The organism is Octadecabacter arcticus 238 (assembly GCF_000155735.2).
Lineage (GTDB): Bacteria > Pseudomonadota > Alphaproteobacteria > Rhodobacterales > Rhodobacteraceae > Octadecabacter > Octadecabacter arcticus.
Genome location: NC_020908.1, coordinates 2493418 through 2514658 on the forward strand (window position 1 = coordinate 2493418; position 21241 = coordinate 2514658).

Annotated in this window: 23 protein-coding genes, 1 tRNA gene and 7 pseudogenes; 12 read left to right on the forward strand and 19 right to left on the reverse strand. The window is 55.4% G+C overall.

The features are described from left to right. Positions 1–4 precede the first annotated feature (4 nt). The 3 genes and pseudogenes from doeA to OA238_RS12955 all read left to right on the forward strand — a co-directional run. On the forward strand, positions 5–1192 hold the full coding sequence (gene doeA / locus OA238_RS12945) for an ectoine hydrolase DoeA (protein ID WP_015495523.1): 1188 nt from the start codon (positions 5–7) through the stop codon (positions 1190–1192). A gap of 4 nt (positions 1193–1196) precedes the next feature. Further along, positions 1197–2189, forward strand: coding sequence for a N(2)-acetyl-L-2,4-diaminobutanoate deacetylase DoeB (gene doeB / locus OA238_RS12950; RefSeq protein WP_015495524.1), 993 nt, complete (start codon positions 1197–1199; stop codon positions 2187–2189). 211 nt (positions 2190–2400) lie between these two features. Further along, a pseudogene (locus OA238_RS12955) lies at positions 2401–2771 on the forward strand (IS6 family transposase); the annotation flags it as partial. A 62-nt stretch (positions 2772–2833) separates the two neighbouring features. Here the strand turns inward: OA238_RS12955 and OA238_RS30195 are convergent. From OA238_RS30195 to OA238_RS33805, 5 genes and pseudogenes are all read right to left on the reverse strand, one after another. Then, positions 2834–3196 (reverse strand): IS66 family transposase, encoded by a 363-nt coding sequence (locus OA238_RS30195; protein ID WP_420806486.1) that lies wholly within the window; start codon positions 3194–3196, stop codon positions 2834–2836. A 48-nt stretch (positions 3197–3244) separates the two neighbouring features. After that, positions 3245–4492, reverse strand: a pseudogene (locus OA238_RS12970) (IS256-like element ISOan6 family transposase). 94 nt (positions 4493–4586) lie between these two features. After that, the gene (locus tag OA238_RS12975; RefSeq protein WP_044036780.1) at positions 4587–4793 is read right to left on the reverse strand and encodes a hypothetical protein; all 207 of its coding nucleotides are present in this window, start codon (positions 4791–4793) and stop codon (positions 4587–4589) included. A gap of 95 nt (positions 4794–4888) precedes the next feature. Next, positions 4889–6067 (reverse strand): annotated as a pseudogene (gene tnpC, locus OA238_RS12980) (IS66 family transposase); the annotation flags it as partial. 15 nt (positions 6068–6082) lie between these two features. After that, positions 6083–6304, reverse strand: coding sequence for a DUF6444 domain-containing protein (locus OA238_RS33805; protein WP_015495645.1), 222 nt, complete (start codon positions 6302–6304; stop codon positions 6083–6085). 190 nt (positions 6305–6494) lie between these two features. Here OA238_RS33805 and OA238_RS30200 point away from each other — a divergent pair. After that, a protein-coding gene (locus OA238_RS30200) for an IS630 family transposase (RefSeq protein ID WP_085982761.1) occupies positions 6495–7558 on the forward strand; the annotation gives its coding sequence in 2 pieces (ribosomal slippage) (positions 6495–6999 and positions 6999–7558; 1065 coding nt in all). Here the strand turns inward: OA238_RS30200 and OA238_RS33810 are convergent. Further along, complete coding sequence (locus OA238_RS33810; protein ID WP_044036782.1) at positions 7523–8101, reverse strand: IS66 family transposase; 579 nt, start codon at positions 8099–8101, stop codon at positions 7523–7525. The genes OA238_RS30200 and OA238_RS33810 overlap by 36 nt on opposite strands. Positions 8102–8206: 105 nt before the next feature. After that, a complete protein-coding gene (locus OA238_RS33815; protein ID WP_015495645.1) occupies positions 8207–8428 on the reverse strand; it encodes a DUF6444 domain-containing protein in 222 nt (73 codons plus the stop codon). A gap of 137 nt (positions 8429–8565) precedes the next feature. Here OA238_RS33815 and OA238_RS33820 point away from each other — a divergent pair. Beyond that, positions 8566–8824: pseudogene (locus OA238_RS33820) on the forward strand (DDE-type integrase/transposase/recombinase); the annotation flags it as partial. A gap of 297 nt (positions 8825–9121) precedes the next feature. Beyond that, a pseudogene (locus OA238_RS13010) lies at positions 9122–10207 on the forward strand (IS256-like element ISOan3 family transposase); the annotation flags it as partial. Positions 10208–10235: 28 nt separating this feature from the next. On the opposite strand, the gene OA238_RS13015 reads toward OA238_RS13010, so the two are convergent. Continuing rightward, positions 10236–11507 carry an IS256 family transposase gene (locus OA238_RS13015; protein WP_015495529.1) on the reverse strand — a complete coding sequence of 424 codons (1272 nt, stop codon included), beginning with the start codon at positions 11505–11507 and terminating at the stop codon, positions 10236–10238. 97 nt (positions 11508–11604) lie between these two features. Here OA238_RS13015 and OA238_RS13020 point away from each other — a divergent pair. The 3 genes and pseudogenes from OA238_RS13020 to OA238_RS35025 form a co-directional block, all read left to right on the forward strand. After that, positions 11605–11814, forward strand: a pseudogene (locus tag OA238_RS13020) (IS256 family transposase); the annotation flags it as partial. 54 nt (positions 11815–11868) lie between these two features. Then, positions 11869–12060: pseudogene (locus OA238_RS31785) on the forward strand (IS30 family transposase); the annotation flags it as partial. Further along, positions 12057–12194: a DUF4422 domain-containing protein gene (locus OA238_RS35025; protein ID WP_083906724.1), complete on the forward strand. Its 138-nt coding sequence runs from the start codon at positions 12057–12059 to the stop codon at positions 12192–12194. The pseudogene OA238_RS31785 and the gene OA238_RS35025, both read left to right, overlap by 4 nt. Positions 12195–12349: 155 nt before the next feature. On the opposite strand, the gene OA238_RS13030 is transcribed toward OA238_RS35025, so the two are convergent. Next, the gene (locus OA238_RS13030; protein WP_083906725.1) at positions 12350–12817 is read right to left on the reverse strand and encodes an IS630 family transposase; all 468 of its coding nucleotides are present in this window, start codon (positions 12815–12817) and stop codon (positions 12350–12352) included. A 29-nt stretch (positions 12818–12846) separates the two neighbouring features. Between OA238_RS13030 and OA238_RS13035 the strand changes: the two genes are divergently transcribed. Then, positions 12847–13869, forward strand: coding sequence for an IS30 family transposase (locus OA238_RS13035; protein ID WP_015494757.1), 1023 nt, complete (start codon positions 12847–12849; stop codon positions 13867–13869). Between the two features lie 37 nt (positions 13870–13906). Further along, positions 13907–14074, forward strand: a complete 168-nt coding sequence (locus OA238_RS35030) for a DUF4422 domain-containing protein (protein WP_420806495.1) — start codon at positions 13907–13909, stop codon at positions 14072–14074. 330 nt (positions 14075–14404) lie between these two features. Here the strand turns inward: OA238_RS35030 and OA238_RS13045 are convergent, their stop codons facing one another. From OA238_RS13045 to OA238_RS13090, 10 genes are all read right to left on the reverse strand, one after another. Further along, entirely contained in the window at positions 14405–14602 is a 198-nt protein-coding gene (locus OA238_RS13045; protein ID WP_044036786.1) for a DNA gyrase inhibitor YacG, read from the reverse strand. Further along, positions 14602–15630 (reverse strand): ribonuclease E/G, encoded by a 1029-nt coding sequence (locus tag OA238_RS13050; RefSeq protein ID WP_015495530.1) that lies wholly within the window; start codon positions 15628–15630, stop codon positions 14602–14604. Before OA238_RS13050 ends, OA238_RS13045 begins: the two co-directional genes overlap by 1 nt. A 13-nt stretch (positions 15631–15643) precedes the next feature. Next, positions 15644–16237: a Maf family protein gene (locus OA238_RS13055; RefSeq protein ID WP_015495531.1), complete on the reverse strand. Its 594-nt coding sequence runs from the start codon at positions 16235–16237 to the stop codon at positions 15644–15646. An 80-nt stretch (positions 16238–16317) separates the two neighbouring features. Continuing rightward, positions 16318–16536 carry a translation initiation factor IF-1 gene (infA, locus tag OA238_RS13060; protein WP_008186030.1) on the reverse strand — a complete coding sequence of 73 codons (219 nt, stop codon included), beginning with the start codon at positions 16534–16536 and terminating at the stop codon, positions 16318–16320. Positions 16537–16713: 177 nt separating this feature from the next. Then, on the reverse strand, positions 16714–17172 hold the full coding sequence (locus OA238_RS13065; protein ID WP_044038289.1) for an arsenate-mycothiol transferase ArsC: 459 nt from the start codon (positions 17170–17172) through the stop codon (positions 16714–16716). Position 17173: 1 nt separating this feature from the next. Next, positions 17174–17653 (reverse strand): UPF0262 family protein, encoded by a 480-nt coding sequence (locus tag OA238_RS13070; protein ID WP_015495533.1) that lies wholly within the window; start codon positions 17651–17653, stop codon positions 17174–17176. A 4-nt stretch (positions 17654–17657) separates the two neighbouring features. Further along, positions 17658–18962: a histidinol dehydrogenase gene (gene hisD, locus OA238_RS13075; RefSeq protein ID WP_015495534.1), complete on the reverse strand. Its 1305-nt coding sequence runs from the start codon at positions 18960–18962 to the stop codon at positions 17658–17660. A gap of 29 nt (positions 18963–18991) precedes the next feature. Continuing rightward, the gene (locus OA238_RS13080; protein ID WP_015495535.1) at positions 18992–19480 is read right to left on the reverse strand and encodes a DUF2948 family protein; all 489 of its coding nucleotides are present in this window, start codon (positions 19478–19480) and stop codon (positions 18992–18994) included. Next, a complete protein-coding gene (murA, locus tag OA238_RS13085) occupies positions 19477–20748 on the reverse strand; it encodes a UDP-N-acetylglucosamine 1-carboxyvinyltransferase (RefSeq protein WP_015495536.1) in 1272 nt (423 codons plus the stop codon). The genes OA238_RS13080 and murA overlap by 4 nt, the downstream gene beginning before the upstream one ends. A 5-nt stretch (positions 20749–20753) precedes the next feature. Next, positions 20754–20951 carry a hypothetical protein gene (locus OA238_RS13090; RefSeq protein WP_044036790.1) on the reverse strand — a complete coding sequence of 66 codons (198 nt, stop codon included), beginning with the start codon at positions 20949–20951 and terminating at the stop codon, positions 20754–20756. Positions 20952–21036: 85 nt separating this feature from the next. Between OA238_RS13090 and OA238_RS13095 the strand changes: the two genes are divergently transcribed. Further along, positions 21037–21111, forward strand: a tRNA-Thr gene (locus tag OA238_RS13095). Positions 21112–21241 lie beyond the last annotated feature (130 nt).

Consider the following 21241-nt stretch of genomic DNA (forward strand, 5'->3'; position numbering starts at 1 on the left):
GCCCATGCCGACCCCAAAACTCAACTTTACCCGCACGGAATTCGACCAGCGCATCGCCAAGACCCGTGCCGCGATGCTGGACGGCGGCCTTGATTTACTGATCATCTCGGACCCCTCCAACATGAACTGGCTAACGGGCTATGACGGCTGGTCGTTTTACGTGCATCAATGTGTGGTGCTGTCGCTGTATGGAGAGCCTATCTGGTACGGACGCAGCCAGGATGCCAACGGCGCGCTCCGCACCTGTTTCATGGATCCTGCCAACATCATCGGCTACCCAGACCATTATGTGCAATCGACCGAACGGCACCCAATGGATTACCTGTCGGCACAGCTATCCAACCGCGGCCTCGCCAAGGGCACTTTTGGCGTAGAAATGGACAACTACTGGTTCTCTGCTGCCGCCTTTGCGTCGCTGCAAACGCACCTGCCGAACGCCCGTTTCTCGGACGCAACGGCACTGGTCAACTGGCAGCGCGCGGTCAAATCCGAGGCGGAACTGATCCTGATGCGCCAAGCTGAAAAAATCGTGGGCCGCATGCACGAGCGAATCGTGGACAAGGTCGAACCGGGCATCCGCAAATGTGATCTGGTCGCGGACATCTATGACGCAGCCCTGCGCTATGACCCTGACATTGGCGCCGGTGGCGATTATCCGGCATTGGTGCCCCTGCTGCCCTCCGGGGCTGACGCCTCTGCCCCGCATCTGACGTGGGACGACGAGCCTATGAAGTCCGGCGAGGGGACGTTCTTTGAGATCGCAGGCGTGGTCAAACGCTACCACTGCCCCTTGTCGCGCACGGTGTTTCTGGGCAAGCCGACGCAGACGTTTCTAGATGCAGAAAAAGCCGTGTTGGAGGGCATGGAGGCCGGGCTGGAGAAAGCCCGCGTCGGAAATACCTGCGAGGATATCGCGCTGGCGTTCTTTGATGTCCTCAAGACATACGGAATTACCAAAGACAGCCGCACGGGCTATCCCATCGGCGTCAGCTATCCACCTGACTGGGGCGAACGAACGATGTCTCTGCGCCACGGTGATACCTCTGTTTTGCAGGAAAACATGACGTTCCACTTTATGACGGGCCTCTGGATGGAAGACTGGGGTTTTGAAATCACCGAAAGTATCCGAATTGGCGAAGCCGGCCCCGAATGTCTGACCAATGTGCCGCGCAAGATGGTGGTAAAGGACTAACACCATGAAAGCCTCTCCCATCACACCGACCATTCCGCTGGATGTAGACGGCATCCACCATGGGTTCCTGAAACTGCCCTATAGCCGCGACGACAGCGCCTGGGGATCGATCATGATCCCAATCACCGTGATCAAAAATGGCGATGGGCCAACTGCGCTTTTGACCGGGGCCAATCACGGCGACGAATATGAAGGTCCGGTGGCCTTGCAAGAGCTGACGGTCACTTTGCAGCGCGAGGACATCACGGGCCGCGTCATCATCGTGCCCGCCTTCAACTATCCCGCATACTGCGCGGGCACCCGCACCTCGCCCATCGACAAAGGCAACATGAACCGAAGCTTTCCCGGCCGCCCCGACGGCACCCCAACCGAGAAAGTTGCGGATTATTTTCAACGGGTTCTGGTGCCGATGGCGGACGTTGTTTTTGACTTTCACTCAGGTGGCAAAACGCTGGACTTTGTGCCCTTTGCCGCAGCTCATCTGCTGGAGGACAAAGCACAAGAGGCCGCCTGCGTCGCCCTGATGCAGGCATTCAACGCGCCCTATTCGGTGATGCTATTGGAAATCGACAACGTGGGCATGTACGACACGGCAGTCGAAGATATGGGCAAGGTCTTTGGGTCCACCGAGTTGGGTGGAGGCGGTTCGGCCACGGCGAAATCCATCGCCATCGCCAAGAAAGGCATCCGCAATGTCCTGATCCACGCAGGCATTCTGCAAGGGGACTTACAGCTTGATCCCACGGTCAATATCGACATGCCAGACGGAGAGTGTTTTGTGTTCAGCCAAGATTACGGACTGTTTGAACCCATGGTTGATCTGGGCGACACGGTCGCAAAAGACGACGTCGTTGCCCGCGTCTGGCCGGTCGCGCGCACAGGCATCCCGCCGATAGACTACACCGCCAAAATCTCGGGCCTTGTGATTTGCAGGCATTTTCCAGGCTTGATCAAAGCCGGTGACTGCGCCGCCGTCATTGGCATCGACATCAAATAGAAAAGGAGGCGCGGTGAGAAGAAGACTTGTTGAAGCGGGCAGGTCGAGAAATTAGCATCGCCGGATGACAAAACACAGCCCCTTGCGCTACCTAAAGACGATCCCTTATCCCGTTGTTCTTGCTTATTGGCAAAATGGGGATCGCCTACATATTGGCACTGTCAGAGGAAACTGGCTTGAACCATGCAGGTTGGCCGTTTAGGGTCTCCGGATGACAGATCATTCCCCTTTCCGCTACTGCAAGACGTCCCCCGAAATCATCCGTCTAGCGGTTATGATGTATGTTCGTTTTCCACTTTCGCTCCAGAATGTCGAAGATTTCCTACACGAAAGTGGCATCGAGATCAGCCATGAGACGGTGCGGTTTTGGTGGAACCGTTTTGGCCCGATGTTTGCCACTGAGATCTGAGAGAAACTGATTCACCAACTTCGTGCTCATTCGAATTGGCAATGGCATTTGGACAAGGTGTTCGTGAAAATATCTGAGAAACCCACTATCTCTGGAGGACTGTGGATCACGAGGGCGAAGTGCTTGAAAGCTATGTCAGCAAGCGCCAGGATCGCAAGGCGGCGCTGAAATTTTAAGAAAATCGTAACTCCCAAGGACCCCATCGGATATCGGGTTTTGTGTTGCCCTTGCGACGTTAGAGCCGAGCGATGATCTGTTGTGGTGATAGGGTGAGTGTTTCGAGGATATTGCCCCCGTGTTTTCTGACCGTCGAGATGACGGATCTGATGTCAGCGAAGACCTGCGCGCCCTCGAGGGTGCGGAAAGTTCCCGAGATTTTCATGCGCAACTTCATCATGCGCAGGTCCCGTTCGGCCTGATTGTTGGTGAAGGGAACTGTGAAGTCCGTAAGGAACCTTAGGACGTCATCACGGTAGTCGCGCAAGCGGACCAGAAGGTTATGGCCTGGCCGCCTGGCTTTTCGGCCTCGCGCACCAGTGCGTCTAGCCAGTGGGTCTTGTCGCTCATGGAAGGCGAGGCCCTCGGTGAGGATCGCCATGTATTTGGTGAGGAGTTATTGTCAAATCTGGTGTTTGAGTATTGTTGGTCATGCGGTGATCTGGTCGGGGTTTGTGGTTTCGATTCCGTCTTTGAACGTGACGCCTGTGATGACTTTTGCGAGGTAGTCAAAGCCGCGTAGCTTCCTCCAATTTTACTCAGCACATTGCCCCAGTTTGAACATCATGTGCAGCATGCCATCGCGTGACAGGCAGCCCTTTGAACGCTTGGTACGATGCCGGATCGTCGCGAAGGCCGATTCAATTGGATTGCTAGTGCGGATGCTTTGCCAATGCTGCGCCGGGAAGTCGAAGAATGCCATGAGTTCCTCACGATCTTTTTGCAGGCATAGTGTGGCCTTGGGATATTTGGGTTCGTAGGTTTTGATGAACAGATCGAACGCCTTTTCTGCATCGACTTTGGTCTCGGCCTGCCAGATGTCGTGCAGCGCGGCCTTGGCTTTTGGCTGAGACAGCTTGGGTAAACAATTGAGCACGTTCATCGTTTTGTGTTGCCAACAGCGTTGATGGCGGGTCTCAGGATAGACTTCGTCCATGGCCGCCCAAAACCCCATGGCACCGTCCCCGATGGCCAGTTTGGGCGCATTCATGCCTCGGCTTTTGAGGTTAAGCAGAACCTCGCGCCAGCTCTGCGTGGACTCGCGCACCCCATCCTCAATTGCCAGAAATCGCTTCTTGCCACGGGCAGTTACCCCAATAATAACAAGGGCACAGAGCTTGTCATCCTCGCCCCGAAGGCCGCTGTGAACGCCGTCGGCCCAGATATAGACGATGGGCTCGTCATCTAACTCAGCGCCTTTCCAAGCCTCGTATTCATTGGCCCAATCGCGTTTTAAACGCGAAACCGTATTAGCCGACAAGCCAACGGCATCTGGGCCCAGAAGAACCTTGAGGGCGGGAGCCATCTCGCCGCTGGAGATCCCTTTGAGGTAAAGCCATGGCAAGGCCGCTTCCAGCGTCTTCGTGCGGCGCACATAGGGCGGCACCAGGGCAGACCGGAATGTCACCGGTGTGCCGTCCTTGGACCGAACCTTTGGAATGCGCACGCTCACAGGGCCAATGCCCGTTTGAAACGGGCGGGCCGGATGATGTCCATTACGCACGACTGCCGCGTGACCGGCATCGGTGCGTAAGCCGGTAAATTGCGCCAAATAACTGACAAGCTCAGCCTCAACTGCTGTCGCGATCAATTGTTGTGCTCCCGTTTTCAGCAACTCCGTCAACGCGTCCGTCATCTCGTCTCGACGCGCAAAATCAACAATGTTAGTAGTTCCCATGGTGGTGTATCTCCTTTGGTTGGGCTGCTGTCTTCCAACAACAATTCAACCAGATACGCCGCCAACCTTCAAACCACTCAAACACCAGATTCAGTCATAGCTCAAATGTGAGGATGCCGTGGTGAACCGACGTGGGGAGTTCGGTCTCGCCTCGCCCCTGAGCCGCGCACTTGAGCTGATTGGCGCTGTTGAGCAGCACGCTCATCGCGCACGCCCACGGCTCCTTTTCGATTTCTTCGATGGCCTTGAGTTCCCGTAAATGATGCGCCCCGCACAGGGCGTGCGTGTCCACCCCACTCATACCAGCGGCCAGAATATCTGACTCATTTATTTGGTTTTAAGTTGTAACTCCCAAGGACCCCATCGGATATCGGGTTTTGTGTTGCCCTTGCGACGTTAGAGCCGAGCGATGATCTGTTGTGGTGATAGGGTGAGTGTTTCGAGGATATTGCCCCCGTGTTTTCTGACCGTCGAGATGACGGATCTGATGTCAGCGAAGACCTGCGCGCCCTCGAGGGTGCGGAAAGTTCCCGAGATTTTCATGCGCAACTTCATCATGCGCAGGTCCCGTTCGGCCTGATTGTTGGTGAAGGGAACTGTGAAGTCCGTAAGGAACCTTAGGACGTCATCACGGTAGTCGCGCAAGCGGACCAGAAGGTTATGGCCTGGCCGCCTGGCTTTTCGGCCTCGCGCACCAGTGCGTCTAGCCAGTGGGTCTTGTCGCTCATGGAAGGCGAGGCCCTCGGTGAGGATCGCCATGTATTTGGTGAGGATGCCGTGGTGAACCGACGTGGGGAGTTCGGTCTCGCCTCGCCCCTGAGCCGCGCACTTGAGCTGATTGGCGCTGTTGAGCAGCACGCTCATCGCGCACGCCCACGGCTCCTTTTCGATTTCTTCGATGGCCTTGAGTTCCCGTAAATGATGCGCCCCGCACAGGGCGTGCGCGTCCACCCCACTCATATGGGCGTAATAGGACTTCCAGTGGTCATGAACAATTGTCCCGCCGGTCAGGAAGGATGGAACAGCACCGCGCTTGGCGCTGATGCGATAATGCGTGAAGGCGAGATCGCTGATTGAGTGCAGCCAGTGCAGCTTACCAGCAACACGAAGTCCGGTCTCATCCAGATGCCGAACGCCGCCTTCATTGAGCCGGGCCAGAATGTGTTCGACGACGCCACCCAAGGTACGCGCTGTGCCGTTCACCCAGTTGGTCACGCTGGCCGCGCATAGGCTGGTGGCACCAAACAAATCACGCAGGAGTTGGCAGACCCGATCCTCGGGGATCAGCTGCTGAACATTGCAGTAGACCGCCGCCGCCCGAATGCGCTTACCGTATTGCACGTGTGCATTCACGCCATCGGGAAAGGTGGCTGTCGTCGTGGCTCGGCAATGGCCACAACAATAAATCGCTGCCTGATGCTCTGTGACCTCCAGACGCGGCACCGGTATGTCATAAACCTGACGCCTCTCCACCGCCTTGATCATCCCAGCCGTCAAGCCATGCTGACAGGTGCCACAGGCCTCAGCCTCATGTCGCTCCACAAAGTCAGGCGTTGCTGTCTGACGTAGGGTGTCGCCTCGGTGGCCAACTTAACCACCACTTTTCTTACCGGACTTACCACGCAGGCTACGCGGTACCGGCTTCTTCAACCCATCACTCGAAGGCGGCTTGCTGCTATTACTGCTGTTCTTGGCCAACTGACGCCGCAGATCCGCATTCTCTTGCGCCATGCTCGCCAACGCGGCTTCCAACTCGGCGATCCTGCGCAGAGCCGTGGCGAGGAGTTGTTCAAGAGCAGTAACTTGGTCCATTCCACCAATGATTCAGAGAAATCGTCACAGCGCCACGAAATTCAGACCACAACAGAAAATTCATGCGCCTAATGGCCAAGGAGACTCACATCAAAACTGACAAAAACCCGTTATCGGCTGGGGTGCTTGGGAGTTACTTTAAGTTTTGGTAAACTCTGAATCAATATTCTCCATAGATTGGGAGGTGCTCATGGGTGGAGCCATAAAAATTACGCGCACGGATATGTCTGCGAAAGATTTGCGCCGTGCGGCAAAGCGAACCAAGGATGGGCGGGTTGTACGGCGACTACTGGTCATAGCGCTGGTGCTTGATGGGGTGGATCGTGAAACGGCTGCCCGCAGCAGTGGTATGGATCGACAAACACTTCGGGATTGGGCGCATCGCTTTAACGCAGAAGGCATTGAGGGGTTATCGGATCGGAATGGCAAGGGGGCAAAACCACGGTTGTCGCCCAAGCAACAGGCGCAATTTGTGGCGTGGGTGGAGGCCGGGCCCGACCCAGTAAAAGATGGCGTAGTACGATGGCGTTGTGTCGACTTGCAGGCTCGTGTTGAAGAGGGGTTCGACGTGAAACTGCATGTGCGTACGATTGGGAAATATCTAACCAAGCATGGCTTTCGCCGCCTGTCTGTGCGTCCAGAGCATCCGAAAACTGATCGCGAAGCGCAGCAGACTTTTAAAAAAACTTTACCAGCCTCGTAAGCGATACTCTGCCAGAACATGCAAAGGGGAAGCCTCTTGAGGTATGGTTCCAAGATGAAGCCCGCGTTGGACAACAGGGGACACTCACCCGTAAATGGGCCAAGCGTGGAACTCGCCCGCGCGCACCCCGTGATATACGCTTCAAATGGAGTTATATCTTTGGTGCCGCTTGTCCCGCACGTGGTACCGCCGCAGGTCTCGTCCTGCCCTACGTCAACGCCGAGGCTATGGGGCTGCATCTTGATGAGATCGCAAAAGCTGTCGCACCCGGCTCACATGCCTTGCTGATTGTTGATGGGGCGGGGTGGCATGGCGCAAAATGTTTGCAGGTGCCAGATAAAATTACGCTCGTTAAGCTGCCACCGTATTCACCCGAACTGAACCCCATGGAAAACGTCTGGGCTTATCTGCGAGCCAATAAACTCGCAATCACAGTTTTCGACACCTATGACGAAATACTCGACAAATGTGCACAAGCTTGGAACTTCTTTGCGAACGACCCAGAGCGAATAAGTTCAATCACAGGTCGAGAATGGGCAAGGGTCACTTAATTCGGCCGTTGGTATCATATGGGCGTAATAGGACTTCCAGTGGTCATGAACAATTGTCCCGCCGGTCAGGAAGGATGGAACAGCACCGCGCTTGGCGCTGATGCGATAATGCGTGAAGGCGAGATCGCTGATTGAGTGCAGCCAGTGCAGCTTACCATCAACACGAAGTCCGGTCTCATCCAGATGCCGAACGCCGCCTTCATTGAGCCGGGCCAGAATGTGTTCGACGACGCCACCCAAGGTACGCGCTGTGCCGTTCACCCAGTTGGTCACGCTGGCCGCGCATAGGCTGGTGGCACCAAACAAATCACGCAGGAGTTGGCAGACCCGATCCTCGGGGATCAGCTGCTGAACATTGCAGTAGACCGCCGCCGCCCGAATGCGCTTACCGTATTGCACGTGTGCATTCACGCCATCGGGAAAGGTGGCTGTCGTCGTGGCTCGGCAATGGCCACAACAATAAATCGCTGCCTGATGCTCTGTGACCTCCAGACGCGGCACCGGTATGTCATAAACCTGACGCCTCTCCACCGCCTTGATCATCCCAGCCGTCAAGCCATGCTGACAGGTGCCACAGGCCTCAGCCTCATGTCACTCCACAAAGTCAGGCGTTGCTGTCTGACGTAGGGTGTCGCCTCGGTGGCCAACTTAACCACCACTTTTCTTACCGGACTTACCACGCAGGCTACGCGGTACCGGCTTCTTCAACCCATCACTCGAAGGCGGCTTGCTGCTATTACTGCTGTTCTTGGCCAACTGACGCCGCAGATCCGCATTCTCTTGCGCCATGCTCGCCAACGCGGCTTCCAACTCGGCGATCCTGCGCAGAGCCGTGGCGAGGAGTTGTTCAAGAGCAGTAACTTGGTCCATTCCACCAATGATTCAGAGAAATCGTCACAGCGCCACGAAATTCAGACCACAACAGAAAATTCATGCGCCTAATGGCCAAGGAGACTCACATCAAAACTGACAAAAACCCGTTATCGGCTGGGGTGCTTGGGAGTTACAGAAAATCAATGGAACGATATGGTCGACCACATGTGATCGTGTCTGATCTTTTACGGTCTTATGGCGCTGCGATGAAGGTTATCGGCAACGCAGATCGCCAGGAGACCGGCCGCTGGAAAAACAATCGCGCCAAGAATTCCCACTTGCCGTTTCGACGAAGAGAGCGAGCGCATGCTGCGCTTCCGCCGAACGCGAAGTTTGCAAAAATTCGTCTCCGTCCACGCCTCGGCTGACAACCATTTCAACCAGGAAAGACATTTCTCTACTCACGTGTTCGATGTGAGCGGCAGCTTTGTCTGTCAGACTGACGTTGCTGCAAAAAAATGCTGCGGTGTGCATGGATGGCAGCAATGCGAAAGCTGCGACGCAGCATTTGGACGGTGGCCGGAAGTTGGCTTTGGGGAGATAGTGACAGATGCTGCGCCATGCACATTTCTACATTAAGGGCGGAAACCGGGGGAATGTCCCGAAGAATGTTGAAATTTTAATTTAGGGTGGCGTTGCTTCCCCTGAGCCGTAGGCTCTGGGTGTTTAATCGCAAAAGGAAGCAACACCATGAAGAAGACTATCACAGCAAGCGCTGGACTTGCCAGCGCGTCGAATGTTCATCAACTCGTGGAAACAGCCTGGGACAAAGTTGGCGAGAGCTTCGAGCAGTTCTGCCTGACGGCGGGCGTCGCCAGTCTGGTTCAGATGTTTGGTGAGGACGCAGATACGCTGGCGGGTGGCCGATACGAGCATTGCACTGACAAGCCTGGCCACAGATGGGGCACCGCGAAAGGTCAGGTTGGGTTCCATGGTGGGAAGATTGAGCTGGAGCGCGCCCGTGTGCGCGATAAAGTGACCGGTAAAGAGATTGTCCTGCCGAGCTGGGAAGAGGCCTCCTCGGGTGGCTTCCTTGAACAATGGGCAATGAGCCTAATGTTGATGAATGTTTCCACCCGTAAGTATGACCGAGCTGTACGGCTGCCCGAAGCGAAGGTGCCTAATAAGGCAGGGAGCGGGCTGTCCAGGTCAGCAGTTTCGCGTCGCTTCAAAGCACTCACCCAAGCGCGCCTGGATGAGTGGATGTCATCTGATCTATCGGAGCTTGACCTTGTAGCGATCCAGATCGACGGGCTGCATTTGGACGATCATTTGTTGGTGCTTGCGGCCGTGGGTGTGGAGGTTTCAGGCGAAAAGCACCCTCTGGGCGTCATTGAAGGGGCGACCGAGAACGCCGCGACGGTTCAGGCGCTTTTGGACAATCTGATAGAGCGTGGGCTCGATCCAGCGGGCTGCTATTTGTTCATCGTAGATGGGGCTAAGGCACTGACCAAGGCAATTCGGCGCACATTTGGTGCCGATATTCCCATCCAAAGATGCCAGATACACAAGGCCCGCAACATAACTGACAGGCTTCCTCCAAAGCTGCACGCCTCCGTACGCCGCGCGCTGAAGCAAGCATGGGAGCTTGATGATGCCGACAAAGCCGAGCGGTTGATGCGGAATCTTGCCCAGCGACTAGAGCTTGAGGCTCCGGACGTTTCAAAGTCGATCCTTGAGGGCCTAGACGAAATTCTAACTGTTGTTAGGTTGGGGCTACCTGTGGAATTGAGACGCTCATTGGCCAGCACCAACATCATTGAATCTATGAACAGCTATGCTTGAATTTGGGTGACGCGCATCATCAGGCGGCGTGGTTTTCGGTGTCACCGGTCACTTCGACACCGTCGTTGAATTTGATGCCATCGATGACTTTTGGCAACTGGTTTCTACCCTTGAGCCTCAACCATTTCTTTGATGCGGCCTGAATGAGGGTAAAAACCATCAGCTTTGCAGTTTTTTGCGACAGTGCGCCTTTGGTACGAACCGTTCTGTGTCGGACGGTGGCAAACACGCTTTCTATAGGGTTTGAAGTGCGTAGATGGCCCCAATGTTCCGCCGGAAAATCAAAGAATGCGAGCATCGCGTCTTGATCCTTGATTAGACATGCAACGCCCTTTGGATATTTGACCTCATATTTCTCAGAGAACACTGCCAGCGCCGCTTCTGCTTCTTTGCGCGTCCCTGCGTGCTGGATGTTATCCAGATCTGACTTCACAGCCGGTGCCATCTGCTTGGGAAAACAATTCAGAACATTCTTCACCTTATGCACCCAACACCGTTGGTGTTTTGTGCCTGGAAATGCCCTGTCCAGCGCGTTCCAAAACCCCATGGCCCCGTCACCAACCGCAATTTCCGGTGCGACGGACAACCCACGACTTTTTATGTCGGTCAGTAACTCATGCCAACTCTGTGCGCTCTCCCGCAGACCGACCTGAAAGCCGATCAATTCTTTCTTGCCCTCCGGTGTTGCACCGATGATCACCAGCATGCATTCGGCATTTTCTTCCATCCGGGCCTGAAGATAGACGCCATCGGCCCAGATGTAGACATAGTGACGAGCAGAGAGATCACGCCGGGTCCAGGTGTCATATTGTGCCTGCCATCCAGCCGTCAGTCGCGAAATGACGCTTGGCGAAAGGTTCGGCGCGTCGGTGCCCATAATGGCTGACAGCGCTTCTTGAAAATCACCCGTTGAAATGCCTTTCAGATAAAGCACCGGCGACAAGGCATCTAAGCTTACCGAGCGGCGCGCCCATTTCGGCAGTATGTTCGATGTAAAGCGGATTTTTTTGGACGGATCAGGTGTTGCCAGCCGGTCGCGCACCTTGGGCCGCTGGACATCCAGAGAACCAATGCCGGTCTGGATCTGCCGTTCAGGGCCAAATCCATGCCGCACAATCCGCTGGCGGCCATCCTCCAGCTGTTCATCTGCAAAGCTGGCGACAAATGCATCAGCTTCGGCTTTCAGCGCTTCCGCCAACATCCGGCGGGCACCCTCCCGTGCAAGCTCTGTCAACGGATCTACGATCGTTTCCGATTGGTGGAACGGCAGGATCTGTGTATCGTTCTTCATAGGCGTATTGCTCCTTGTGAGGTTCTGGCCGGCTTTGACACCTGCCACAATACGCCGCCTTTCAAATCACGCCATCACCCAAATTCCACCATAACTCTCTATGAACAGCGTGATCCGACAGGTCTGTCGAAACGTCAAACGCTGGCGCGATGCAAAAATGGCGCTGCGCTGGACAGGGGCTGGTATGCTGGAAGCCGCGAAAGGCTTCCGCCGCCTAAAGGCCTACAAGCAACTCCCCATTCTCAAGCAAGCTTTGCTAGATCATCGCAATACCGTAACGCTTGACCAAATCAAGGACGTCGCCTAACCATCAATCAAGCAGCGCCACTCGCCCGATTTTCAACATCGTACGGGACATCCCCACACCAACGGACTGCTGCGTCAGGTCATGCCCAAAGGAACTGACCTGAACGGTGCAAGCCAAACATGGCTCAACGACGTTGCAAACCTGATGAACAACCGTCCAAGAAAAACCCTCGGATGGAGAACACCCGCTGAAGCTATGGCCGACGAAATCGTGGCCTTTAAATCAACCGTTGCACTTGATGTTTGAATCCAAGCAGTGGAAAGAATATTTCATCAAAAAACTCTGGTTACTGTGAATTAACAGGGCAATACTGGGTTTGGAAGAATACACGTTCTGACTACGTTGGCTTCTTTCATTACAGGAGATATGTCACTTTTTGAAGAATTCGCCTTACCTACAAACGTCAAAAGCCAGGCTTTCTTGATAAATCATATGCACGGTTTTTATTCGGCATGAGCCCAATTAGATTGAATAGCTTGCTCGAAGATAAACGCGTTATTTTGCCTCCACCAACCTATTTATACCAACGGCCGAATTAAGTGACCCTTGCCCATTCTCGATCTGTGATTGAACTTATTCGCTCTGGGTCGTTCGCAAAGAAGTTCCAAGCTTGTGCACATTTGTCGAGTATTTCGTCATAGGTGTCGAAAACTGTGATTGCGAGTTTATTGGCTCGCAGATAAGCCCAGACGTTTTCCATGGGGTTCAGTTCGGGTGAATACGGTGGCAGCTTAACGAGCGTAATTTTATCTGGCACCTGCAAACATTTTGCGCCATGCCAACCCGCCCCATCAACAATCAGCAAGGCATGTGAGCCGGGTGCGACAGCTTTTGCGATCTCATCAAGATGCAGCCCCATAGCCTCGGCGTTGACGTAGGGCAGGACGAGACCTGCGGCGGTACCACGTGCGGGACAAGCGGCACCAAAGATATAACTCCATTTGAAGCGTATATCACGGGGTGCGCGCGGGCGAGTCTTAGGCTCAAGTTTCAAATGCAACACTCAGAGCCCTTTGGGCATAGGATGTTGTGATGGACATACGAAGCAAGCACCTCAGCAGCGAGGACCGTGGCGTGATATTAGCCGAGCATAATAGGGGCAGCAGTCAGCGGTTGATCGGCCAGCTTTTGCATCGCCCGGCGAGCACGATCTGCCGTGAGCTGGCGCGAGGTCGGCAGGAAGACGGCAGCTATTGCCCGCAAGCGGCGCGGCAGGCCTATGATGCCCGGCGTGCGCGCTGCCGCCGCGAGCGCAAGCTTGTGGAGGGGAGCGATCTTTATCGTTTTGTTCATGGCAAGCTCGTACATCTGCACTGGTCGCCTGAGCAGATTGCGCAGAGACTGCGTCTCATGAAGCCTGATGATCCATCCGCCCATGTGAGCCATGAGACCATCTATGCCGCGATTTACGCGCAGCCACGTGGTGGGCTGAAGGCGGCGATGATCGAGGCGTTGCGTCAAGCGAAGCCTAAGCGTGGGCTCAAGCGCAGGACAGCGGCGGGCAGTGCTATGGTCCCGGAATCATTGCGCATTATCAATCGCCCTGAAGAGATCGAAGCGCGACTGGTACCAGGCCATTGGGAGGGCGACCTCATCAAGGGCGCATTCAATCGCTCGTCAGTGGGGACCTTGGTCGAGCGCAAGACACGCTTTGTCATTCTTTGCAAAATGGACGGCAATGGGGCCGAGGCCGCGCTCGACAGCTTCACCCGCCAGATGAGACGACTACCCGCTGCTTTGCGCAAGAGCATGACCTACGACCGCGGCTCCGAAATGGCCTGCCACCCCGAACTCGCCAGACGGTTGAAGATCGATATCTGGTTCTGCGATCCGCATGCGCCTTGGCAGCGTGGCAGCAACGAGAACACCAACGGACTGCTGCGTCAGTACATGCCCAAAGGAACTGACCTGAACGGTGCAAGCCAAACATGGCTGAACGACGTTGCAAACCTGATGAACAACCGCCCGAGAAAAACTCTCGGTTGGAGAACACCCGCTGAAGCCATGGCCGACGAAATCGCGGCCTTCAAATCAACCGTTGCACTTGATGTTTGAATCCAAGGATTTCTTTGATGGCTGGATGCGTTTCATTATGCCAATCTTGGAGCATGTTGAGGGCAATAAAATTGATGTCTCCAGGGATCAAGATCAATCTAGATTATACGGTTTTTTGGCAGAACGTTTGTTCAATATCTATCTTTGGAAAATGCAGGATGACGAAGATTATTCGGTTCTGAATTTCCCGATAGTCAAGTTCTGAGTCAAGTTCAGATAATCGGGTTAAAAAACATATATTTTCCAAAAAAGCGTCCCATTTCGTACCCTTATGCGGATTCCTCATGAGGTCCTAGACAAAAATTATGGAAAGATATCACGATATATAAGTGCATGGCCAAAAAGCGATTTCGGACATGTTGTGCAAAGCGTGGACGATTTGCGCACCGCATCACGCCGAAACACGTCTGTGTATCTCGTTGCCATTCCATATCTCCTTCATAGCAAACATTGCTCGAAAGAGACCGGAACTAAACCGTGACAGGTCCATCTTAGACAAGCCGCAAACTGCCCTAAAAGCAGGACCACTTCACAGTCAGGACGGACGCGGCAATTCAGGGTCCTCAGCGGCTTTCTCAAGCGCGTCGATCAACTCATCCATGTCATCAGGATCCGTTGACGCAATGGCGTAGCCACCGCCCAGCCATTTCGCCAAGTCGACATCGCCACAGCGTTTGGAACAGAACGGGCGGAACGCTGCATTCGTCTCTTTGTCACAGATCGGGCAGGCCATTACGCTAACCCCATCGGGATTGGCAGCCTTTCACGTTTGCGCTGCAATTCAAAGTGGCCCAGCGGCGTCCAGCCGACCAGCGCCGTATCAATACTGTCGGCGCGAAAGGCCGATCGCATCGCCGCTTCAACCTGTTTGCGCATCGTCTTTGGCATCGGCGCCATATCAATCACAATCTGCCCACCAAGCCCGCGCAGGCGCAACGCCCGCGGCAAGACCTTGCACGCTGCCAAATTCGCCTTCAGCGAGGACGCAGGAGACGTGTCGCCGCCTGTGTTCACATCCACGGCGATCAAGGCGTGTGTGGGCTCGACGTACATGAACGCCGACGCCTCAAGCGCGACGCGCGGGCTTGCAATCGCCGCGATCTGGTCCAGCACGCCGTGGTCTTCAAATCCACCATCGTCGGTGACGACCTGCGCCGCCTCGACCCATTCGCGCCACGCCAAACCATGCGGCCCGTCGCCCTCGGTCAACATTTCGGCGACACCATCCGTGTCAGCCATAATTGCGGCAGCCAAAGCGTCCATCGCCGCAATGTCTTCGCCAATGTCCTCCTCGCTTGCCGCCTCGCACGATGAGCGCAGGATTAAACCGAACCCGTCAGACACGCCCGCATCATGGGCGCAGGCCAACAGGCGTTCGCGCACGTCGTCTTCTTTGATTTGGCGGCTGACATTGATGCCAGGCTTGCCAGGCGTCACAATCGCATAGCGGCTTTTGAACAACACGCGGTCGGTCACCGGAATGGCTTTGCCGTCGTCGGCATATCCCGTCACCTGCACCAAAATCGCCTGACCGGGCGCAAGCCCCTTCCCATGGCGCAAGAACGCTATTTCACCATCGGGCAGGCGCAACATCATGCCGCCCTGCCCTTTTAGCGGACGATCACAGATCGCGCGAAAAATCGCACCGGGGCGCGGCGCGCCCTCATCGTCAATCATCAAGTCCTGCAGAATTCCATCAACCATAAGCGCAGCAGCCTCACGGCCCCCCACATGGTCCAGAACGATCATGCGTCCCTTCATAATTTTTCCTTCATCATTTCGGCCCTGCTTGGGACCAAAGCCCGATGCCAGCCGATTGCAATACATTCGCCGTCTCCGCCAAAGGCAGCCCCACCACCGCCGAATACGACCCTGAGATCCACGGAATGAACGCGCTGGCCGGTCCTTGAATGGCATAACCACCCGCCTTGCCGCGCCAGTCATCCGTCGCCAGATAACCGGCGATTTCAACGTCGCTCAACCGCTTCATCTTAACGTCCGTCACAACGTCCTTCACCCGGATGCCTTCCGGTGTCTTGATCGCAATGGCGGTGATGACTTTGTGGCGTCGCCCGGACATCAGCCGCAAAAACGCTTCCGCCTCGGCCGCGTCCGCAGGCTTGCCCAGAATACGGCGACCCACGGCAACCGTGGTGTCCGCGCACAACACGACCTCATCAGCCGCACATACGGACGCTTGCGCCTTTTCATGCGCCATACGCCGCACATAATCGCGCGGCTTTTCTGCCTCTTTCGGGTCCTCATTGATATCAGGTGCGCGCACAGCATCTGGCAACAGCCCAAGCTGCGCCAAAAGCTCCAACCTGCGCGGGGAACCTGAGCCTAGAATGAGTTTAGGGTTCGACATGCACTTAACCTTTGGCCCGCGAGCGGCCGCAAATTGCCTTCGGCAAATCGCTTACCCGCTGCGCGAAACTTCGTTTCGCGCTATTTAAACCGATAATTGATCCGACCTTTGGTCAAATCATAGGGGGTCATCTCGACCTGTACCTTGTCGCCTGCCAGAACACGGATGCGGTTTTTCCGCATCTTGCCTGCCGTATGCGCGATGATCGTATGGCCGTTTTCCAGCTCGACCAGGAATGTCGCGTTCGGCAAGAGTTCTTTTACGACGCCTGGAAATTCGAGCAGTTCTTCCTTGGCCATGTTCTCTCCATCAAAAACGTCCGCAATTTTGCGGACAGGGCGTAAATGCGCTGGGGCGGAGGGATTTTCAAGGGCTAACTGACTCTTAACGCGTGCGGCGTTTTTAACGCAGGGCTCGCGCGGCCCAAAATTTTGTACAAACCATGCAACACGGGGGCAAAGTTTTGTACAAAACCGTCAATCTTCGCTATTTCCGGTGCCCCAACGGGCAATCAGGCGGCCATGGATCTGGTCGCGGGCCTGACGATACGACGCTAGGCGGTCGTCGCGGCCTTCGCCCAAACCTGTCGGGTCCAAGATCGGCCAGTACTCAACCTCCAAGTGGGCATGGCGCGTCAATTCCTGCGCGCGGCGCTGGCTGGCGGGCGACAAGGCGACGACCAAATCGAAAGACGACAAATCATCCCCCCATTGCACCATTTCATCAAATGATCGGCTGCGATGGCGCGACAGCTCAATCCCTAGCTCCATGCACACAGCCACCGCGAAACCATCAATATCAAGATAGGATTTCACACCAGCGGATTGTAAGTAAACACCTGTTCCATATAATTTTTTTGCCAGTCCTTCGGCCATGGGTGAGCGCACAGAATTATGGTCACAACAAAACAAAATGGACTGTGGCAAGCGATCCAAATCAGCCCCCGAAATGCAAAACACAGATGAGCGTAAACAGGCGCCGTGAGGTGTCATAGTCGACTTCGGCCTTCCCCTCCAAGCGCTCTTGCAGGATGCGCGCGCCCTCATCATGGATGCCACGTCGCGCCATATCGATTGTCTCAATCTGGCTTGGGGCGGCGGTCTTGACCGCGTCAAAATAGCTCTCACAAATCAGAAAGTAGTCTTTGACGACTTGTCGGAACGGGCCGAGAGACAAATGAAACTCACCTGCCGCTTCGCTTTTTTCTGTTTTAATTTCAAAAACTAAGCGCTTCTGGCGAATAGAAAGCCCCAACCGGTACGGCCCCGTAGGTGCCTCTTTTCCATCGCGGGTCGGCAAGATAAATGAGTTATCTTCTAACAGATCAAACATCGCAACTTTGCGTTCCTGTTCAATCTCGGGCGTCGGCGGCGGCAGCGCGCTATCGTCCAGTTCAATGTGGATAATCTTTGCCAAAACCCTAGTCCCTATTCAACTTGTCGAGCCGCGCACGCACGCTCAACCCATGTGCTTGTAAACTTTCGGAAATGGCAAGTCGTTCGGCCGCCGGGCCGATCGCCGCCAGCGCATCTGGCGACATTTTCGCAAGCGTCGTGCGCTTTAGAAAATCCATCACTGACAACCCACTAGAAAACCGCGCAGACCGCGCCGTCGGCAAAACATGGTTCGGCCCGCCAACGTAATCGCCGATGGCTTCCGGCGTCCACGCGCCAATAAATATCGCGCCCGCATGGGTGATTTTATCCGCCATACCATCTGCATCCGCGACACAAATCTCCAGATGCTCAGGCGCCATTATATCTGATAAAACAACAGCTTGCGCCATGTTCTTCACGGTAATGATCGCGCCATAATCACGCCAGCTTGGCCCCGCCACCGCGCGACGTTCCAAGGTCTGCAACCGCGCTTCAACCGCGCGTGCCACAGCCTGACCGAATGCCGCATCATCGGTGATCAGGATCGATTGCGCACTCTCGTCGTGTTCAGCCTGTGACAGCAAATCCAGCGCGATCCAGTCTGGATCGTTGTCCTTATCGGCTATGACCAAAATTTCCGACGGCCCTGCGATCATATCGATGCCGACCTTGCCAAATACCCGTCGTTTCGCCGCCGCAACATAGGCGTTCCCCGGACCGGTGATCTTATCCACGGGCGCAATCGTTTCGGTACCATAGGCCAGCGCCGCAACCGCTTGCGCGCCGCCTATGCGGTAAATTTCATCCACGCCAGCGATGCGCGCCGCCATAAGAACAAGGGGGTTTACCATGCCGTCCGGCGTTGGCACAACCATGGCCAAACGCCCAACGCCCGCAACTTTCGCAGGCACCGCATTCATCAAAACGCTTGAAGGATAGGTCGCGATGCCGCCAGGCACGTACAATCCAGCCGCCGACACAGGCGTCCAGCGCCACCCGAGTGACGCACCCGCCTCGTCCGTCCAGAACGCATCTTCGGGCATCTGGCGCAGGTGATAATCCCTGATCCGCGTCGCGGCCAATTCGAGTGCGGCGCGGTCTTCGTCGCTGACTTTAGCGCAATAGTCTTCCATCTCGGCACGCGTGAACCGCAGGCCATCTGCGTCCAATTGCAACCGATCAAATTTCGCCGTCAATTCAAGCACAGCAACATCACCGCGCGCGCGCACGTCCGCAATGATGCCCGCGACAACGGCGTCTACGTCGGGTGAATCCTCGCGCTTAGCGCCAAGCAATGCTTGAAACGCAGCTTCAAAATCAATGTCGGAAGTATCTAAAAACTGTGGCATTTCAAACTCCTGCCGTCTGTCGGGACCGTCTAATCGTCGTGTTTCGGCATCGCCTTTGACGGTGCCACGTATGGTCGCGTCACGTCCTTAAGCACAATTTCCAGCGCCTCGACCTCAACACGAATCGCGCCATCGCCCGCCAAGGTTAGAACTACAAATCCGCCACCATCCGTCCCCGCCTCAAACGTCACGCTCAAAACCGATAGGACAATGTCGCCATCACGCGCATCGACGCCGCTGGTCTGCACGCGCATCGCGTCCTCGATCACCAATACGGACTGAACACGTTCATAGGCACCCTTGCGAGCCTCTGCTTTGTCAGCGTCTTCCCAGCGAAACCGGTTCAACAGCAACGCAAAGCGACGTGCCCTGCGATCCCATTTCATTTCAGTTCCTGGAAAAACTGCATCTTGCACAAGGCCCGACAGCACGGCCAGATCTTCGATATCCAGGGCTTTCAGACGCAAGGGCGCTTCGTTTCCGTCTTCAAAGGTTGCGTCGCGTGTTGAACTATTCATCGTCCTGCCACCCGCTCGATATCCGCACCGACGCTGCCCAACTTTTCCGCAACATTCTCATAGCCGCGATCAAGGTGGTACACTCGGTTGACCTGCGTTTCACCCTCAGCAGCCAACCCTGCGAGGATCAGAGACACCGACGCTCGTAGATCAGTCGCCATCACAGGCGCGCCCTTCATTTTATCAACACCCGTCACGGTCGCAGTGCCGCCATGAACTTCTATGTTTGCACCCATCCGCACCAATTCCGGCGCGTGCATAAAACGATTCTCGAATATCTTTTCTTCCAGCACTGACGTTCCGTCAGCAAAGCACAGCATCGCCATCATCTGCGCCTGTAAATCAGTCGGAAAGCCCGGGAATGGTTCGGTTATGACATTCACCGCACGGGGTCGATTGCCGTTCAACTTGACCTTCAGACCGGCCTTGGTTTCCTCAACGCTTACGCCAACTGCATCCAATTTCTCCGCGAATGCCGCGACCAAATCCATTCGACCACCAAGGCATTCAACCTCACCGCCGGCAATCACCGGTGCCAGCATATAAGTGCCAAGTTCGATGCGGTCCGTCACAACGGGATGCGTCGCGCCGTGCAAACGATCGACACCCTGAATGGTAATCGTAGAAGTGCCAGCGCCATCAATCTGCGCGCCCATTTTAGTAAGGCAAGACGCCAGATCAACGATCTCAGGTTCGCGCGCGGCGTTGTTGATAACGGTTGTTCCTTTGGCCAATGTCGCAGCCATCATGATGTTTTCAGTCGCGCCAACGGACGCAAACGGGAAATCAATCACCGCACCCTTAAGCTTGCCGCCATCCGCTTTGGCATGCAGATACCCATCCTTAAGGTCGATCTGCGCACCCATCTTCGTCAGACCGTCCGTGTGAATGTCCATCGGCCGCGCACCAATGGCGCACCCGCCCGGAAGCGATACAATGGCATGGCCTTCGCGGGCCAGCAAAGGCCCTAAAACCAGATTCGACGCCCGCATCTTGCGCACGATATCATAATCCGCTGTCGTGTTGATCAACCCATGGCACGACATCGTCTGCACCTTGCCATCTTGGAGCGACGAAATCTCAGCGCCCAGCGATTCCAGCAACACCGTCATTGTTTTAATGTCGGACAAACGTGGCGTGTTAGTCAGCGTCAGCGGTTCATCGCTTAACAATGTGGCAGGCATCAACGCCAATGCCGCGTTCTTTGCACCCGCGATCTCAATCTGGCCCGACAGCGCTTTGCCGCCTCGTACAACGATGGAATCCATGCCTGTTATTCTTTCTGTTTTGGCGCAGTCGCACCGGGCTGTTGTGGCGCATTCGCACCAGGTTCTTGCGCGGCTTGATCGTCAGCTAGTTTCGTCGCCTTAGCACGCGCTTGCGCCTTACGCCGCCCAAGATTTTCTTTCAACGCGGCCTTTAGGCGATCTTCACGAGATTGGGTCGTTTTGGGGTGCGATTTGCTGCTCATAACGCTTGTTACCCGATGCCACAAAAACCGTCCAGAGAGGGCTTGCAGATCACTCGTTTTGAGTCTATTACCCCGCCCATCGGTTGCTGCTGTAGCTCACTGGCAGAGCACTCCCTTGGTAAGGGAGAGGTCGAGAGTTCGATTCTCTCCAGCAGCACCATAATTCTTATAAATATCACATATTTACAAGTCGTTAGCGCGTCACATCCAATCTAAGTCCCCCTCTCAGCCCCCCTTTCTGGGCGAGGTGGCATTGGGCGACGTGGCAACTTTTTACCTTCAAACTGCAC

Bases quoted from the DNA above. Each gene is read 5' to 3' on its own strand.
- doeA (WP_015495523.1), top strand. From the start codon at position 5: ATGCCGACCCCAAAACTCAACTTTACCCGCACGGAATTCGACCAGCGC.
- doeB (WP_015495524.1), top strand. From the start codon at position 1,197: ATGAAAGCCTCTCCCATCACACCGACCATTCCGCTGGATGTAGACGGC.
- OA238_RS30195 (WP_420806486.1), bottom strand. From the start codon at position 3,196: ATGGCGATCCTCACCGAGGGCCTCGCCTTCCATGAGCGACAAGACCCA.
- OA238_RS12975 (WP_044036780.1), bottom strand. From the start codon at position 4,793: ATGAGTGGGGTGGACACGCACGCCCTGTGCGGGGCGCATCATTTACGG.
- OA238_RS33805 (WP_015495645.1), bottom strand. From the start codon at position 6,304: ATGGACCAAGTTACTGCTCTTGAACAACTCCTCGCCACGGCTCTGCGC.
- OA238_RS33810 (WP_044036782.1), bottom strand. From the start codon at position 8,101: ATGATCAAGGCGGTGGAGAGGCGTCAGGTTTATGACATACCGGTGCCG.
- OA238_RS33815 (WP_015495645.1), bottom strand. From the start codon at position 8,428: ATGGACCAAGTTACTGCTCTTGAACAACTCCTCGCCACGGCTCTGCGC.
- OA238_RS13015 (WP_015495529.1), bottom strand. From the start codon at position 11,507: ATGAAGAACGATACACAGATCCTGCCGTTCCACCAATCGGAAACGATC.
- OA238_RS13035 (WP_015494757.1), top strand. From the start codon at position 12,847: ATGGACATACGAAGCAAGCACCTCAGCAGCGAGGACCGTGGCGTGATA.
- OA238_RS35030 (WP_420806495.1), top strand. From the start codon at position 13,907: ATGCCAATCTTGGAGCATGTTGAGGGCAATAAAATTGATGTCTCCAGG.
- OA238_RS13045 (WP_044036786.1), bottom strand. From the start codon at position 14,602: ATGGCCTGCCCGATCTGTGACAAAGAGACGAATGCAGCGTTCCGCCCG.
- OA238_RS13050 (WP_015495530.1), bottom strand. From the start codon at position 15,630: ATGAAGGGACGCATGATCGTTCTGGACCATGTGGGGGGCCGTGAGGCT.
- OA238_RS13055 (WP_015495531.1), bottom strand. From the start codon at position 16,237: ATGTCGAACCCTAAACTCATTCTAGGCTCAGGTTCCCCGCGCAGGTTG.
- infA (WP_008186030.1), bottom strand. From the start codon at position 16,536: ATGGCCAAGGAAGAACTGCTCGAATTTCCAGGCGTCGTAAAAGAACTC.
- hisD (WP_015495534.1), bottom strand. From the start codon at position 18,962: ATGCCACAGTTTTTAGATACTTCCGACATTGATTTTGAAGCTGCGTTT.
- OA238_RS13080 (WP_015495535.1), bottom strand. From the start codon at position 19,480: ATGAATAGTTCAACACGCGACGCAACCTTTGAAGACGGAAACGAAGCG.
- murA (WP_015495536.1), bottom strand. From the start codon at position 20,748: ATGGATTCCATCGTTGTACGAGGCGGCAAAGCGCTGTCGGGCCAGATT.
- OA238_RS13090 (WP_044036790.1), bottom strand. From the start codon at position 20,951: ATGAGCAGCAAATCGCACCCCAAAACGACCCAATCTCGTGAAGATCGC.